Origin of the sequence: Haloarcula pellucida, from assembly GCF_014647235.1 — an archaeon.
In the GTDB taxonomy this organism is placed as follows: domain Archaea; phylum Halobacteriota; class Halobacteria; order Halobacteriales; family Haloarculaceae; genus Haloarcula; species Haloarcula pellucida.
This window is the reverse complement of the sequence record NZ_BMOU01000002.1, coordinates 174926-189122: the sequence shown is the minus strand read 5'-3', so window position 1 is coordinate 189122 and position 14197 is coordinate 174926. Positions and strand designations below refer to the sequence as shown.

The window sequence follows — 14197 nt, the reverse complement described above, 5'->3', positions numbered from 1 at the left end:
TATTCGGAGTGGTGTCTCGATAACAATACGGTCGCTGGCTAACCGGGCGGTATGTCAACGACAGCCGCAGGGTCACACACTGCCGTGCTGGTCGGACTGGGACTGTGCGTCGGCCTCGTGCTGGCTGGCACGACGCTCGCCCAGTCGTCGCCCGGCGGTGGCACGCCGATTTCGTCGTGTACAGTCCTCGACGACCCCGGTCGGTACGAACTCACGAGGGACCTCGCAGCCGAAACGGGCGTGTGCCTGTACGTCCGGTCGGGCGACGTGACTATCGACGGGAACGGCCACGCCGTCACGGGAAGTGGAGCGCCCGACAGCACCGGCGTCCTCGTGTTCAACGGGACGGTCGATCAGCGACGCCGGGGTCCCGAACTGTCCAACGTCACCGTCCGAGACCTGCGCGTCCGTGGCTGGCAGACCGGCGTCGGCCTCGGCGTCTTCGCCCGCGACGGTCCACGGGCGACGCTGGAGAACGTCACCGCGGCCGACAACCGCGTTGGAGTGCGTCTGCTGGACGCCGACCGGTCGACGCTCCGTAACGTTACTGCAAGCGGTGGGTCCGACGGCGTCCTGCTCTGGGAGACGGCCGACGTCCGCGCCACGGACCTCGTCGTCGCCGGGAACGACGACACCGGCCTGTATCTCGCACAGGAGGTGACGAACGGCACGTTCCGCCGCGTCACCGCGGTCGACAACGACGACGAGGGCGTCTCCTTCTCGACGTCCGTCGCCCGGAACCGACTGACCGACGCGCGCGTGACCGCCAACGGCGGCCCCGGAATCGAGTTCGCCGACAGTTACCGGAACGTCGTCGAGAACACGACAGTGGTCGGTAACCTCGGTCCCGGCGTACTGAGCAACCCCGCGAGCGAGGACACGCTCCGGGACGTGACGATTCGGGACAACGCCGGCAGCGCCTACCTGAGCGAGAGTTCGTTCGGCGGTGTCGCCGCCGAGAACGCCCGTCTCAGCGCCCGAACGACGGTGGACTGGACGAGCGGCGTCGAACGGATAGCCGTGGCGTCGTCGCCACCCGCCCCGCCCGTGAACGCGACGGTGGTCAGCGACAGCGTCCGTATCGAGACGTACGAGGGACACAACGCCACGGCCGACGTCCGTCTCGGCTACGACCGACAGGCAGTGAGCGAGACGGACGGGCGCGTCGCACTCTGGCAGTGGACGGGTGGAAACTGGACCCGGCTATCGAACGTGACCGTCGACGAGCGTACCGGTACCGTCTCGGGGTCGGTCAGTGGCGACGGCATCGTCGCCGTCCTGTCCAGTAGTGCCGACACGAACTGAGACGCGACGGCCACGGCGCTGGTCGGTGGGTCAGAGTGGGGAACGAGGTGGACGGGGTGGCGTAGTGGGGGCCATCCGTCCGGAAACGGATACACACGCTCGGATACTGCGTTCGAAACCAACCGCGGTCGCTACTAACTCGTTGTCCCTTACTAGTGAGGAGACTGTCAGAGGAGCTGTTCGAGTTGGTGGCGGCGGCGCGCGAGGTCGACGTGCGCGTCGTCGCCGTAGCTCTCGGCCAGTCGGTCGACGACCAGCAGCGGGTCCGTCCCGGCCCGTTCGACGCGTTCGAGCAACGCCGTTATCTCCTGTCGATGCAACGCCAGCGAGTCCAGCAGACCGAGCAACAGCACCATCGGCACGGCGGCCGCGGCGTCGCTGGGCATCGCGTCGTCGAGGACCGTCAGATCGGGGGTCGACTCGGGCGGGGACTCGGTCGGCCCCATCGCTAAACAGGTCCGACAGATGGTCGCACCCGCAGCGCCACCGGGGAGGTACTCGCGGAGTTCGTCGGGAACCGGAACGGCGAGCGTCTCGCCGCCACACTCGGCACAGGACATAGAGAACAGACGGACGGCGTGTGGATAGTCGTACCGGCCGGGAGAGAGCGGCGAGTCAGTCGTCTGCCGCCAGCGGCTCGACTTCCTCGTCTTCGGCTTCCTCGGCGGCGAGTGCGGCTTCCTCTTCCTCTTTCTTTGCCTTGATCTTCTTCATCCGGAAGATCTCCTCGCGCTCTTGCTCTTCGAGTTTCTGCTCGATGTACTCCTTGTTGTCGTGAAGGTCCGGGAGGAGTTTGAACTCCAGCGCGTTGACACGGCGCTTGGTGGTCTCGATCTCTTCGAGCATCTTCTTCATCGCCGTCTCGACCTCGGCCGCGAGGATGATGTTCTCCAGCAGTTCCTCGTAGGCCTCGGCGGCCTCGTCGATGCGGGCGGAGGTCCCCATCACGCCGTACCCGCGTTCGTCGAGGGACTTACGGACGCCCTTCGAGTCGATCTGTGGCACGACGACGCCCATGATGTTCTTCGACTGGGTGGTCAGTTCGGGGTGCTCTTTCAGCGCGGCCGCCGCGCCCCGGACGGCGACGTCACCCTCCATCGCACGGGCCATGTTGATGGCACGCTGTGCGCGGTCGTACGAGTCGTCGAGGTCGTCACGGACGTCCTGTGCCTGGTCGAGGATGTCCATGAACTCCATGATGAGGCCGTCACGCTTCTTCTCCAGCGTGTCGTGCCCACGCTCGGAGAGCTCGATGCGGTCCTCTATCTGCATCAAGTTCTTCCGGGTGGGTTTGACGTCCTTCGCCATTACCGGGCCGTTTCGGGCCGAGCCAGTTAACCGTTTTCAGTCGTCCCGGGCCGACAGCAGTGGCTCCCCGGCGATGGCTGTGAAAACGGGGGTGTGAGCTTTCGACGGCACTGCACAACCACTGTGGTCGATCCACCCCCGAACGACGGCGCGATTCGTCGTGCGGAGGCGGTCGGGCGACGCGTATCGCCACCCCCGCTACTTGCGATGCGGAGCGTCACTCCGCTCACAGCGGAGCGGCCTCGCTACGCTCGGCCCCTCTAGTCGTCGGCGGGCGTCGCACCGGTCGGTGCGCGCTCGGCGGCGCCGTCTAGCACGCTGTGGCTCCGCAACAGGATGAACCCGAACCCGACCTTCGCGACGAGGTCGATGACCATGAACCCGGCCGTCTCGATTCCGATGCCGACGAGGCCGAGGCCCTCGGTGCCGACCAGCCACCACACGGGGTATATCAGCCAGACCACGGTCACGAGGTTCCGCAACGTCCGGAACGTACTCTGTGTGTCGCTCGGTAAGTCGCCGACCCGACCGGACAGCGAACTGAACAGGAAATACAGCAACACGAGCAGGAACGCCGTGCTGATACCCCACCAGACCAGCCGTTCGGCGCCGGGCGAGAGCACGCCGCTCCCGGCCGACAGCGTCGCGACGACGCCGGTCCCGATCATCAGCACGTCGAGACTGACCAGCGTCGCGATGGTGTTGCGGTCGGCCCCGGCGAGCAGTCCGAGGTCGTACAGCAACAGCGGTGTCGTGAACAACCAGTCCGTGTACCGTGCCCAGTAGATGGGCGCTTCGGGGTCGTTTGGCAACTCGATTATCGTCAGCCCGAACCCGAGCGCCATCGCGAGGTAGTTGACGAACGCTATCGCCGTTATCAGTATCGTCGCGATGTAGAACTTCTGTCGTCGGTCGTCGGTCTCACCCCACCCTCGACCGATGAAGTACAGCATGCCGAGGAACATGCCTGCAGTACCGAGCCAGAGCCATACCGATTCGCCTCCTGGTTGTGGCATAATGCAGTTGTAGTTTCGGCTGCACAAGTGAAGTTTAGCGTACCCAAACAGTTAGGCAGAATCCGGCAGATATTACGTCGACCAGCAACCACCCTCGGCAGCCTGTCGACACGGCGGAAAAAACTGTCCGGTCTGGACACGGTACCCGCGACCGTGCCGAGCGGTGACCGGCTCAGTCCGCGGCGACTTCCGCTGTTTCTTCCTCGCGGTAGTGCTCTTCGATTAGCTCCTCGTCGATGCGGTTGAGCGCATCCTTCGGGAGCATCGAGAGCAGGTCCCAGCCGAGTTCGAGCGTCTCGTCGATGTCGCGGTTCTCGTCGAAGCCCTGGTCGACGAACTCGTCCTCGAAGCGGTCTGCGAAGTCGAGGTACTTGTTGTCGAGGTCCGACAGCGCCTCGCGACCGACGATGTTCACGAGGTCGCGCAGGTCCTCACCTTCCGCGTACGCGGCGAAGATCTGGTCTTTGACGTCGGCGTGGTCGGCGCGGGTCAGGCCCTCGCCGATGCCGTCGTCCATCAGCCGCGACAGGCTGGGCAGGACGTTGATCGGCGGCTGGACGCCCTGGCTGTTGAGGTCGCGGTCGATGTAGATCTGGCCCTCGGTGATGTATCCGGTCAGGTCCGGAATCGGGTGGGTGTCGTCGTCGCCGGGCATCGTCAGGATGGGAATCTGGGTGACAGAGCCCTCCCGACCCTCGATACGACCGGCCCGCTCGTAGAGCTGGGCCAGGTCCGTGTACATGTATCCGGGGTAGCCACGTCGGCCGGGGACCTCCTCACGCGCGGCACCGATTTCGCGCAGCGCCTCGCAGTAGTTGGTCATGTCCGTCAGGATGACCAGTACGTGGTAGTCCTTCTCGAAGGCCAGGTACTCGGCCGTGGTGAGCGCGAGTCGCGGCGTAATCGTCCGCTCGACGGCCGGGTCGTCCGCGAGGTTCATGAAGACGACAGAGCGTTCCAGCGCACCGGTGCGCTCGAAGTCGTCCATGAACTCGTTGGCCTCCTCGGCCGTGATACCCATCGCGCCGAAGATGACGGCGAACTCGGAGCCGTCCTCGTCGTCGCCCTCTTCCTCTTCAGGCACGCTCGCCTGACGGGCGATCTGGAGTGCGAGGTCGTTGTGGGGCAGCCCCGACGCCGAGAAGATGGGCAGTTTCTGCCCGCGGACGAGCGTGTTCATGCCGTCGATGGCCGACACGCCCGTCTGGATGAACTCCTCGGGGTACTCACGCGAATAGGGGTTGATGGCTGCGCCGACGATGTCCTGCCGTTCGTCGGGGACGATCTCGGGCCCGCCGTCGATAGGCTGGCCGGTCCCGTCCATGACCCGCCCGAGGAGGTCCTCGGTGACGGGCATCTTCATCGTCTCGCCGAGGAAGCGAACGGAGGCGTTGCGGTCGATACCCTCCGTGCCCTCGAACACCTGGATGGCGACGTAGTCGCTCGCGGATTCGAGCACCTGGCCACGGCGGGTCTGGCCGTCGCCGGTCTCGATCTCCACGATCTCGTCGTAGCCGACCGGTTCGTCGGTCTCGACGAAGACCAGCGGTCCGCTGATCTCTGTGATTGTCTGATACTCTTTCATTGTTAGTACATCTCCCGGATCTCGGAGGTGATGTCGTCCTCTAGGTCGTCGATATACTCGTTGTAGTCTTCCTGGACGCCGATACGGTTGAGCCGCGGTGCGGCGTCGATATCGGTGATCTCCTCGACGGGGACGCCGGCTTCGAGCGCGTCGAAGGCCGCGTCGTTGTACGTCTTGATGGCGTCCATGATGCGGTAGGTCTTCTCGGGCTCACAGTAGGTGTCCGTCGGGTGGAACGCGTTCTGCTGGAGCCACGCCTCGCGCAGGTAGCGGGCGATCTCCAGCGTGAGCTGCTGGTCCTCGGGCAGCGCGTCCTTCCCGACGAGCTGGACGATCTCCTGCAGTTCCGCTTCCTCGTCCAGCGTGTCGATGGCCCACTGGCGCGTCTCCGGCCAGTCGTCGCGGACGTTCTCGACGAACCACGGGTCGAGCTGGTCCCGATAGAGGGAGTACGACTCGTTCCAGTTGATAGAGGGGAAGTGCCGGCGTTCGGCCAGGTCGGCGTCCAGCGCCCAGAACGTCTTGACGATACGTAGCGTGTTCTGGGTGACCGGTTCCGAGAAGTCCCCGCCCGGCGGGGAGACAGCCCCGATGACCGAGACCGAGCCCTCGGTGTCGTTGATGTTCTGGAAGTAGCCGGCGCGCTCGTAGAACTCGCTCAGGCGAGCGGAGAGGTACGCGGGGTACCCCTCCTCACCGGGCATCTCCTCCAGCCGCGAGGAGATCTCACGCATGGCCTCGGCCCACCGGGAGGTGGAGTCGGCCATCAGCGCCACGTCGTACCCCATGTCGCGGAAGTACTCCGCGATGGTGATCCCCGTGTACACGCAGGATTCACGCGCCGCGACGGGCATGTTCGACGTGTTCGCGATGAGGCAGGTGCGGTCCATCAGGGCGTTGCCCGTGATGGGGTCTTCCAGTTCCGGGAAGTCCTCGATGACTTCCGTCATCTCGTTGCCACGCTCGCCACAGCCGACGTAGACGACGATGTCCGCGTCGGCCCATTTGGCGAGCTGGTGCTGGGTGACCGTCTTGCCCGACCCGAACGGACCGGGGATGGCGGCCGTCCCACCCTTCGCGATGGGGAACAGGCCGTCCAGCACGCGCTGCCCGGAGATGAGGGGTTCGGTCGGCGTCTCCTTTTCCTCGGCCGGGCGCTGACTGCGGACCGGCCACTCCTGACGCATCTGGATCTCCTCGCCGTTGTCCAGTTCGACGACCGTCTCCTCGACGGTGAAGTTGCCGGACTCGGCCGAGGTGACTTCGCCGCCCTCGTAGTCGGGCGGGACCATCACTTTGTGGTCGATGCTGGGCGTCTCGGGGACGGTCCCGACGATGTCGCCGGACTCGACCGTGTCGCCGGCCTCGACGGTCGGCTCGAACTCCCAGGTCTTCTCTAAGTCGATACCCGGCGCGTCGACACCACGGTCGAGGTACGCCGAGCCCATCTTCTCTTCGAGGACGTCGAGCGGGCGCTGGACGCCGTCGTAGATGGCGTCGAGCATGCCCGGCCCGAGGTCCACGGAGAGGGGTGCACCGGTCCCTTCGACCGGTTCACCCGGGGAGACGCCGGAGGTCTCCTCGTACACCTGGATGGTGGTGATGTTGCCTTCGATCTCGATGACCTCGCCCATCAACCCTTCCGAACCGACGTAAACGACGTCGTTCATCCGGGCGTCGAGGTCTCGAGCCGTTACGACCGGTCCCGAGACACTTTCGATGATACCGTCCTCGCGGACGTCGGATTCTGTTGCTTGACTCATAGTTAGTCTTCGTCCATCAGGTCGATACCGATGGCTCGTTTGATCTGTTCACGCAGCCCGCCGCTGCCGGTGCCACCGCCGAGTGTCACCAGCACGGGCTCGACACTCGTCTCGGCGTTCTTTCGGACGCCGCGAGAGAGGTGTTCCAGGTCGTCGTCGTGCATCACGACGATGCCGACGTCGTCGTCCGTGAGTATCTCCTCTACGGCGTCGTCCAGATGCTCGTCTTTCTCTTCGGCGGGAACGTCCGCGAACTTGCGGACGCCTGCCAGTCGGAACCCCGTCGTGAACTCCGGGCTCCCGATAACGGCTATCTCCTGGCTCATAGTATCACCAGTTCCTGTTCGATTTCGTCGGGTTCGAGCCCGGCCTCCCGGCCGCGTGCGATGGCACGGATGTTGTCGACCTCTCGCTCCTTCGCGAGGATGTACGACAGCACCGGGCAGACCGACAACGGGTAGCGATTCGAGAGTCGGTCGGCGTACTCCAATAGCGCCGCGTCCAGCGCACGCTCGAACTCGATGAGGTTCTCGGCGTCTTCGAGCGCGCCGAGCGCCTGATCGAGGTCGTCACCGTACGTGCTCTCACGGACGGCGGCGACGAGTCCGTCGAAGTTCGACGCGAGCTGTGCGAGCGACTGTTCGTCGAACAGCTTGCCCCCCTCGATGTAGTACTCGGAGGGGTCGATGTCGGCGCCGCTCCGTGCCAGCCGAAGGGCGTTCCGGAGGTTCCGGAAGTCGACTTCGGCTTCGAGGAACTCGACGTAGAGACCGGTCGGGCTGTCTATCTCCGGGTTGTCCGGAAGCCCGTCCAGCATCATCTCGTAGAAAGCGCGGTCGACGGCGTTTTCCAGTGGCACGAGGACGTTGCTCTCCTCGTACACCTCGTAGGCCTCGGCCAGCGAGTCGCCGAAGATGGTGTCGTCGAGTTGCTCGACGACTTCTTCGATGGAGCCGGCGTTCAGCAACTGGTCGATTCGGCGCTCACTGAACTCGCCGGCACGGATGAGGTCGTCTTCGACCTCGGTCGCGTCCGAGTCGGCGTAGAGGCCACGGATGACCGTCTTGACGTTCCAGACGTCGAACTTCCGCAGGTATCGGGCGATGTAGTCGTACAGCGCGCCTTCCGACCAGCGGAGCAGGTCGTCGAAGTGCTTCGCGAGGTTGCGGTTGAGCGCGTACTCGACGAGGTCGACGCCGGAGTACCGCGACCCGAGGGCGTTCATCTCGGACTCGTACTCGGTCTCCTCCATGAATCGGGCGATCTCGCCCGTTCCCATGCGGACCAGTTTGCGGTAGTCGTCGTCGTCGAACAGCGAGGCACGACGGGAGCGAACCCGAGCGATGACGTACTCGTAATTCGAGCTCCGGCCGCGTTTTGCCGTCCCTTGGCTGCTCATTGTGCTTCGAAGAGGCGGTCGCTGATTGCTTTCAGGTTGTCCTCCCAGACGCTCTCCAGCACGGAGTCGAACGTGTTGTTCACACGGACGCGGGAGGCCTCGCTCTCGACAACCACACCGCCGAGACAATCGTATTCCCCGGCGAACTCTGCGTCGTCGTAGTCGGTGAGGATATCCTCGATGAGGTCCTGGTCGTCGGCGCGGCCGTAGACCTGGAGGCTATCGTCGTCGAACTCCTCGACTGCCGCCGAGATGAGCGACCGCGTCAGCTCTTCGCGGCGGTCGCCTTCGAGGTCGGCGATGGCCTGTTCGACGTCCTCGCGGACGTCCTGAAGGACGTCGCGACGGGCGCCGAGTCGGGCCTGCTTGGCCTCGAGCTTCGCCGAGGAGAGACGCTGCTCGCGTTCCTGCTCGATCTCGCGGTCGACTTCTGCCTCGCGCTCCTCTCGGATCAGGTCGGCATCGGCCTCGGCCTCGGAGATGATCTCCTCGGCACGCTCGTCGGCCGCTTCGCGTATCTCGTCTGCACGCGCGCGGGCCTCGTCTCGGATGTCCTCTACGACTGTATCAAGGCTCATTGTTGGAAAAGGGGGTGGGTGGTTAACCGAGGATGAAGACGACGACCAGCGCGAGGATGACGAGTGTCTCCGGCAGGACCGTCAGGATGAGGCCACGACCGAACATGCTGTCGTCCTCTGCGATGGCGCCGACTGCGGCGGCACCGATACCGCGCTCTGCGTATCCGGAGCCCAGCGCGGCCAGCCCGACGGCGAGGGCCGCGGCGGCACCAGCCGGGATGGCCGGTGCGGCGCCGGTGGTACCTTCCTGCAGTACAGCGTTGACAACGAGTGCGATGTTTTCAATCATGTTGTTGAAGTCCTCTCTGAGATTGCTCGTGTCCGAACAGGCGTATGTGACTCCACGTAGTTCATAAAGCTTCCCAAAACACTTCGTCAATAGGCTATTCGGGCGATTTAGCGGCTGTAGACGCGGTGGTTGTGAGCTGGTACCAGCCGTCGCTCGTGTCGAACCGGAGCTATCGCTACCCTCGTGGGAGGTCGTCGTCAAAAAAGGCGTCGTCAGGAACGGTGTCGGCCGCTCAGTCGTCGGTCGTGTAGTTCCGCTCGTAACCGAACGGGCTGTAGGCCTTGCCGCCGCCCTCGAAGAACTTGCCGAAGAACTCGACGTACTCGAGACGCACACCCTGTAGACCCGCGCTGGTGACACCCAGCACGAGGACGAGGACGTGACCCAGCACGAGGACGAGGAGGCCGCCGACGACGCCGGCGATGCCCGAGTGCATCAGGCCGCCGAACATCACTTCGGTGACCTCGTGGCCGTGATAGGTCCCTTCCGCGAGCATATGGGCCGGTGAGTGATTGATACCGAAGTGCCATTCGGCACCGTGCCCCGTCTCGACGACGTACACGCCGAAGAACAGCAGGTTGACCACGAAGGCCATCCCGGCCTTCGCGAGCAACACTGCGGCGAGTCGGGTGTACGACAGGACGTTCACGAACACGTTCAGGAACTCGACGACTTCGATGGGGTCGGCGAGTGCCAGCAGCACGAGGCCGGCGAAGAACAGGATCAGCCACGCCGAGAATGGCGCGCCGAGCCCCGGAATCGTGAACAGGTTGATAGCCGGCAGGCCGGCGAACCCGAGCGCGAACGGGTGCCCGGCGAAGATACCCTCCTCTGCGGTGTAGAGGAAGTTCGGTGCGGCGCCGTTGGCGCCGGAGAACACCCACGCCCACAGGCCGAACAGCATCAGGAGCCACGACCCGCTCTCGGTGACGGCGTCCCAGAGCCCGTGGCCGAGGTTCTTCACGAAGTCGAACGTCCAGCCGATAGCGAGATGGAGCATGCCAGCGAGCAGGCTGATGGTCAGCCACGCGATGGCGTAGTCACCGTAGACCGGCTGGAGTCCCTTGTGGATCGGCGGGTTGCCGCCCCAGACGATTTCACCGAGCTGGTGCAAGCCGAAGAACTCGCCGTAGAGGACGCCGAACAGCGCAGTGAACCCGCCGGCCCACATCGCGACGCCGCCGAGACTCTTCAAGACGTCGCTCTCGACGTTCGAGTACAGGAAGTACCCCGCGAGGAAGTACAGCAGACCGTACCCGAGGTCGCCGATCATGAACCCGTAGAACGCCGGGAACGTCAGGAAGAAGACGACCGTCGGGTCGAACTCGCTGTACTTCGGCCGGTTGACGACCTCGACGAGGTCCTCGAACGGTCGGACGACGCCGGGGTTGTCCTGGATGACGGGCGGCTGGTCGTTGTCCATCGTGACCAGTCCGCCGTCGGCGACGGCCTCCTGGGAGGTGTCGCCGGCCTCTGTGATGGTCGCTTCCTCGTCTTCTTCGACCCCACCGTTGCCACCCTCGTGTTCGACCTCCTCGCGGGAGTGGACGTGGCCCTCGTCGTACTCGGCGATTTCGAGCTTCTCGATGTCGACCGCTTCCGAAACGTCGGCCTCGACTGCGCTCTCGAACTCGCTGTAGCGCTCGTTGGGAATCCAGCCCTCGGCGATGAAGGCGTTCTCCGTCGTCGCGAAGGTCAGCGGCGCCTCGGCCTTCTGGACCTCGATGGAGAGCTTCTCTTCTGCGGCCAGTAGGAAGCCCGCGTAGTCGAGTCGAAGGTCGTCGAGTTCGTCCTCGACGGTGCCGAGCTTGGACTCGAGCTTCTGTTTCTGGTGTTGCAGTTCTTCTAAGTACTCCGTCGGGTCACCGTCGCCATCGGGTATCTCGAGTCCCGAGAAGGTCGCGCCGACGAGGGTGTCCTGGAGCGTACTCTCGTCGGTCTGAGCGAAGACGGCGACGACGTCGTCCTCGGACCGGACCTCGAACGTGTCGACGTCGCTGTCCGCGAGCGCGATCTTCACCTCGTCTGCGTCGCCTTCGCCGACGGCGACGGCAAGCGACTCGTAGTCCCGAAGCAAGTCGAGGTCGATGCCGAGCGTGACGAACGGCTCCATCGTACTGATGCGTTCCTCGACGTCCCGGAGGTCGTCGCGGATGTCGTCACGGCGGTCGTCGAGTTCGTTGACCTGCGTCCGGATCTCTTCTAGGTCCTCTTCGAGCGCGTCGTCGGTGACGAGGCGCGTCGGTCCGGCGTCCTCCTCGTCGACGTCGAGGATGGACTGCAGCGACCGGACGGTGACGAGCTGGTCGGAGGCCGAGTCGGCCCCCTTGACGGGGTCACCGGGCTCGAACCCGTCCCAGGACCCGTCGTACTCGGTGACGTGAAGCATATCGAGGTCGTGGACCGCCTCGATGGCCTGCCCCATGACACGCTTCGACCCCGTCACCGAGACGCGGCACATCTTCTCAGGTCTGAGCATGTACCGCCTCCTCGAAGAGGTCTGTGACGTAGTCGACCACCTCGTCTTCGCGACCGGCGGCCTGTTCCTCGAGTTCGGCGCGAGCCTCCTCACCCTCGGCGATGAGTTCCTCGCGTTCGGCCTCGATGTCCTCGCGAGCGTCTTCGAGACGCTCCTCGGCCGTCGCCTCGGCCTCCTGCTCGGCCTCTTCGCGAATTTCGTCGGCCCGTTCTCGGGCCTCTGCGATCCGCTCTTCGCGGTACTCTTCGGCCTCAGCGACGATGTCGTCGGCCTCCTGCTCGGCCTCCTTTATCCGGTCTAGAACTTCTGGCCGTGGCATTCTCTAATCGTGTGCCCGTTGCTAGAGCGGCTATTTGGTAGTTGCGAAGTTTCCGCGCCTGCATGAGAGTTTCTCGCAACCGGCGAATCGGGGCGGCGTGTGGCCCCAGACCGAAATCCGGGGAATTATGACCGCGAACCCCTAACGAGTGGGTAATGGGAGTCCTCGAGAACAAAGCCCGTGCGCGGACGTTCTATAAGTACCTCTCGAAGGTCTACGACACCATCAACCCATTCATCTGGGACGAGCGGATGCGTGACGAGGCCATCGAGATGCTGGACGTAGCCCCAGAGGACCGCGTCCTGGACATCGGCTGTGGCACCGGTTTCGCCACCGAAGGGCTACTTCAACACGTCGACACCGTGTACGGTCTCGACCAGAGCCCCCACCAGCTCTCGAAAGCCTACCAGAAGTTCGGCAAGCGCGGGAACGTGCGCTTTCACGTGGGCGATGCCGAACGGCTCCCGTTCAAAGACGATACCTTCGACGTCGTCTGGTCGTCGGGCTCTATCGAGTACTGGCCGAATCCCGTCGACGCGCTAGAGGAGTGTCGCCGCATCACGAAACCCGGTGGCACGGTCCTCATCGTCGGGCCGGACTACCCCAACTCCTCGCTCTTCCAGAAGGTGGCCGACGCCATCATGTTGTTCTACGACGAGGCGGAGGCCGACCGGATGTTCGAGGCCGCCGGGTTCGAGCGGTTCGAGCACCACATCCAGCAGTCCCGGCCGGGTAGCCCGCGTGCGATTACCACGATCGCCGACGTACCGGAGTAAGCCGTAGCGACGGCGGTACCGTAGCGGGCGAGGCGAGACACGACCCTCGGTACCACGCCGTGTACCGAGTCGGCGTCGGTTCGACGACGCGCGCCGGCGGTTAGCGTTCGGGGACGGTGACCGACGTCCGGGTGCCGTTGGCCGTCGTCACCGTCACCGTGTACTCCCCGCGCGGTTCGACGGTCCAGAGAACGCCGTCGGTCCCACCGGTGCCGACGCGGCGGCCGTCGATGTGGACGGTCGCATCTACCGGAGCGCCGGTCTCGTTGTTCGTGACCTCGACGAACAGGGGACCGGTCGAGTACGCTCGTTGGACCTCCAGACGGAGCGACTCGTTGACCGACTGTCGGGTTTCCGTGGTCTGTACGGTAGCCAACTGTCGGTGCTGGAGTTCGTAGAAGACGTTCGTCGTCCCGCCGTCGAGGTACGCGGTAAGTCGACCGTTGGGGTGGTTCGCGGTCAGTTCGTAGATGCCGGAGGTCCCGTAGTAGGTGAAACTCGGCCGCTGTCGCTCGTAGAGCCAGGTGTACAGTTCCGAGGCGCGGTTGTCAGCCACGTCGAGGCGGTTCGTGTCCCCGGAGGCGCCCTCGGCGAACTGGTCCGGTTGCGTGGGTTGTCGCTCGCTGCCGAGGGACGTCTCACGGACGTACTCGCTGCCGTCGACGGTCGCGAACATGTAGCCTTCCGAGGAGCCCTCGACGTACACGATGCTCGCGTCGCTGGCGCCCGTGACGGTCGCTCGCACCCGCTTGCTGACCGGTCCGTGCAGTAGCTGTAACGCCCCCTCGATGTTTCGCAGACGGGCCTCCATGCCGCTGGTCATCGAGTAGTCGGGTTCGAGTTGCTGGGCCGCCGAGATACGGTCGAGCGTGTCGAGCAGGGCACGTGATTCGGCGTCGACGAGTACGCGGACTCGGAGGAGTTCACGCTCAGAGATCTCGCCCGCCGCGTAGCGGCTGATAGCCGTCTGCTGGCGCTGTCGCAGTTGCGCTGTTCTGCGTTCGGCGGCCGCCAGCGTCCCGCGGACGAGTTGCCGTCGCGCGGCCTCCGAGTCGGCACGGCGGAACCGCTTTTCGAACGTCGACGCTCCGTGTCGTTGGTGTAGCTGTCGGGAGCCGGAGGCGACCGCCGTCCCGACGTCGATACCCGTCTCGTTGAACCCGGTCGCCTGTATCTCGTCGGGTGGAATCGTGAGATGGTTCGTCGTGTTGGCGATAGGCGTTATGCGGGGAGACACGGACGCGTCCGAGACCGACTGCGCCGGTGCCGTGTTCCAGCCAGCAGCGGGGGCTGCCGTCGCACTCGCAAGCAGCAGTGCGACGAGGAGGGCAGGGAGGAGTCGCATCACCACCGGGTTAATGCGGAGAGTACAAAAATCCC

14 protein-coding genes are annotated in these 14197 nt (G+C 64.7%); 2 read left to right on the top strand and 12 right to left on the bottom strand.

The annotated features are described in order from the left end of the window. The first annotated feature begins 51 nt into the window (after window positions 1–51). Entirely contained in the window at window positions 52–1305 is a 1254-nt protein-coding gene (locus IEY28_RS07610; protein ID WP_188996032.1) for a right-handed parallel beta-helix repeat-containing protein, read from the top strand. A gap of 167 nt (window positions 1306–1472) precedes the next feature. Here the strand turns inward: IEY28_RS07610 and IEY28_RS07605 are convergent, their stop codons facing one another. The 11 genes from IEY28_RS07605 to ahaH all read right to left on the bottom strand — a co-directional run bounded on the left by IEY28_RS07605 (window position 1473) and on the right by ahaH (window position 12041). Further along, on the bottom strand, window positions 1473–1865 hold the full coding sequence (locus IEY28_RS07605; RefSeq protein WP_188996030.1) for a DUF6276 family protein: 393 nt from the start codon (window positions 1863–1865) through the stop codon (window positions 1473–1475). A 55-nt stretch (window positions 1866–1920) separates the two neighbouring features. After that, the gene (locus tag IEY28_RS07600; protein WP_188996028.1) at window positions 1921–2613 is read right to left on the bottom strand and encodes a V-type ATP synthase subunit D; all 693 of its coding nucleotides are present in this window, start codon (window positions 2611–2613) and stop codon (window positions 1921–1923) included. A gap of 260 nt (window positions 2614–2873) precedes the next feature. Beyond that, a complete protein-coding gene (locus tag IEY28_RS07595; protein WP_188996025.1) occupies window positions 2874–3629 on the bottom strand; it encodes a bacteriorhodopsin in 756 nt (251 codons plus the stop codon). 172 nt (window positions 3630–3801) lie between these two features. Then, window positions 3802–5214 carry an ATP synthase subunit B gene (locus IEY28_RS07590; RefSeq protein WP_188996024.1) on the bottom strand — a complete coding sequence of 471 codons (1413 nt, stop codon included), beginning with the start codon at window positions 5212–5214 and terminating at the stop codon, window positions 3802–3804. 2 nt (window positions 5215–5216) lie between these two features. After that, window positions 5217–6977 carry an ATP synthase subunit A gene (locus IEY28_RS07585; protein WP_188996022.1) on the bottom strand — a complete coding sequence of 587 codons (1761 nt, stop codon included), beginning with the start codon at window positions 6975–6977 and terminating at the stop codon, window positions 5217–5219. 2 nt (window positions 6978–6979) lie between these two features. Then, window positions 6980–7303 (bottom strand): V-type ATP synthase subunit F, encoded by a 324-nt coding sequence (locus IEY28_RS07580; RefSeq protein WP_188996019.1) that lies wholly within the window; start codon window positions 7301–7303, stop codon window positions 6980–6982. Then, the gene (locus IEY28_RS07575; protein WP_188996018.1) at window positions 7300–8376 is read right to left on the bottom strand and encodes a V-type ATP synthase subunit C; all 1077 of its coding nucleotides are present in this window, start codon (window positions 8374–8376) and stop codon (window positions 7300–7302) included. The genes IEY28_RS07580 and IEY28_RS07575 overlap by 4 nt, the downstream gene beginning before the upstream one ends. After that, complete coding sequence (locus IEY28_RS07570; protein WP_188996016.1) at window positions 8373–8954, bottom strand: V-type ATP synthase subunit E; 582 nt, start codon at window positions 8952–8954, stop codon at window positions 8373–8375. Before IEY28_RS07570 ends, IEY28_RS07575 begins: the two co-directional genes overlap by 4 nt. A gap of 22 nt (window positions 8955–8976) precedes the next feature. Next, a complete protein-coding gene (locus IEY28_RS07565; RefSeq protein WP_188996014.1) occupies window positions 8977–9243 on the bottom strand; it encodes a F0F1 ATP synthase subunit C in 267 nt (88 codons plus the stop codon). A gap of 232 nt (window positions 9244–9475) precedes the next feature. Continuing rightward, complete coding sequence (locus IEY28_RS07560) at window positions 9476–11722, bottom strand: V-type ATP synthase subunit I (RefSeq protein WP_188996012.1); 2247 nt, start codon at window positions 11720–11722, stop codon at window positions 9476–9478. Further along, window positions 11709–12041, bottom strand: coding sequence for an ATP synthase archaeal subunit H (ahaH, locus tag IEY28_RS07555; protein ID WP_188996010.1), 333 nt, complete (start codon window positions 12039–12041; stop codon window positions 11709–11711). The genes IEY28_RS07560 and ahaH overlap by 14 nt, the downstream gene beginning before the upstream one ends. A 155-nt stretch (window positions 12042–12196) precedes the next feature. Here ahaH and IEY28_RS07550 point away from each other — a divergent pair, with 155 nt between their 5' ends. Then, entirely contained in the window at window positions 12197–12817 is a 621-nt protein-coding gene (locus IEY28_RS07550) for a methyltransferase domain-containing protein (RefSeq protein WP_188996008.1), read from the top strand. Window positions 12818–12917: 100 nt separating this feature from the next. Here the strand turns inward: IEY28_RS07550 and IEY28_RS07545 are convergent, their stop codons facing one another. Continuing rightward, complete coding sequence (locus tag IEY28_RS07545; RefSeq protein ID WP_188996006.1) at window positions 12918–14162, bottom strand: DUF7096 domain-containing protein; 1245 nt, start codon at window positions 14160–14162, stop codon at window positions 12918–12920. Window positions 14163–14197 lie beyond the last annotated feature (35 nt).

Coding starts and splice junctions, on each gene's coding strand:
- IEY28_RS07610 (WP_188996032.1), top strand. CDS start 52: ATGTCAACGACAGCCGCAGGGTCACACACTGCCGTGCTGGTCGGACTG.
- IEY28_RS07605 (WP_188996030.1), bottom strand. CDS start 1,865: ATGTCCTGTGCCGAGTGTGGCGGCGAGACGCTCGCCGTTCCGGTTCCC.
- IEY28_RS07600 (WP_188996028.1), bottom strand. CDS start 2,613: ATGGCGAAGGACGTCAAACCCACCCGGAAGAACTTGATGCAGATAGAG.
- IEY28_RS07595 (WP_188996025.1), bottom strand. CDS start 3,629: ATGCCACAACCAGGAGGCGAATCGGTATGGCTCTGGCTCGGTACTGCA.
- IEY28_RS07590 (WP_188996024.1), bottom strand. CDS start 5,214: ATGAAAGAGTATCAGACAATCACAGAGATCAGCGGACCGCTGGTCTTC.
- IEY28_RS07585 (WP_188996022.1), bottom strand. CDS start 6,977: ATGAGTCAAGCAACAGAATCCGACGTCCGCGAGGACGGTATCATCGAA.
- IEY28_RS07580 (WP_188996019.1), bottom strand. CDS start 7,303: ATGAGCCAGGAGATAGCCGTTATCGGGAGCCCGGAGTTCACGACGGGG.
- IEY28_RS07575 (WP_188996018.1), bottom strand. CDS start 8,376: ATGAGCAGCCAAGGGACGGCAAAACGCGGCCGGAGCTCGAATTACGAG.
- IEY28_RS07570 (WP_188996016.1), bottom strand. CDS start 8,954: ATGAGCCTTGATACAGTCGTAGAGGACATCCGAGACGAGGCCCGCGCG.
- IEY28_RS07565 (WP_188996014.1), bottom strand. CDS start 9,243: ATGATTGAAAACATCGCACTCGTTGTCAACGCTGTACTGCAGGAAGGT.
- IEY28_RS07560 (WP_188996012.1), bottom strand. CDS start 11,722: ATGCTCAGACCTGAGAAGATGTGCCGCGTCTCGGTGACGGGGTCGAAG.
- ahaH (WP_188996010.1), bottom strand. CDS start 12,041: ATGCCACGGCCAGAAGTTCTAGACCGGATAAAGGAGGCCGAGCAGGAG.
- IEY28_RS07550 (WP_188996008.1), top strand. CDS start 12,197: ATGGGAGTCCTCGAGAACAAAGCCCGTGCGCGGACGTTCTATAAGTAC.
- IEY28_RS07545 (WP_188996006.1), bottom strand. CDS start 14,162: ATGCGACTCCTCCCTGCCCTCCTCGTCGCACTGCTGCTTGCGAGTGCG.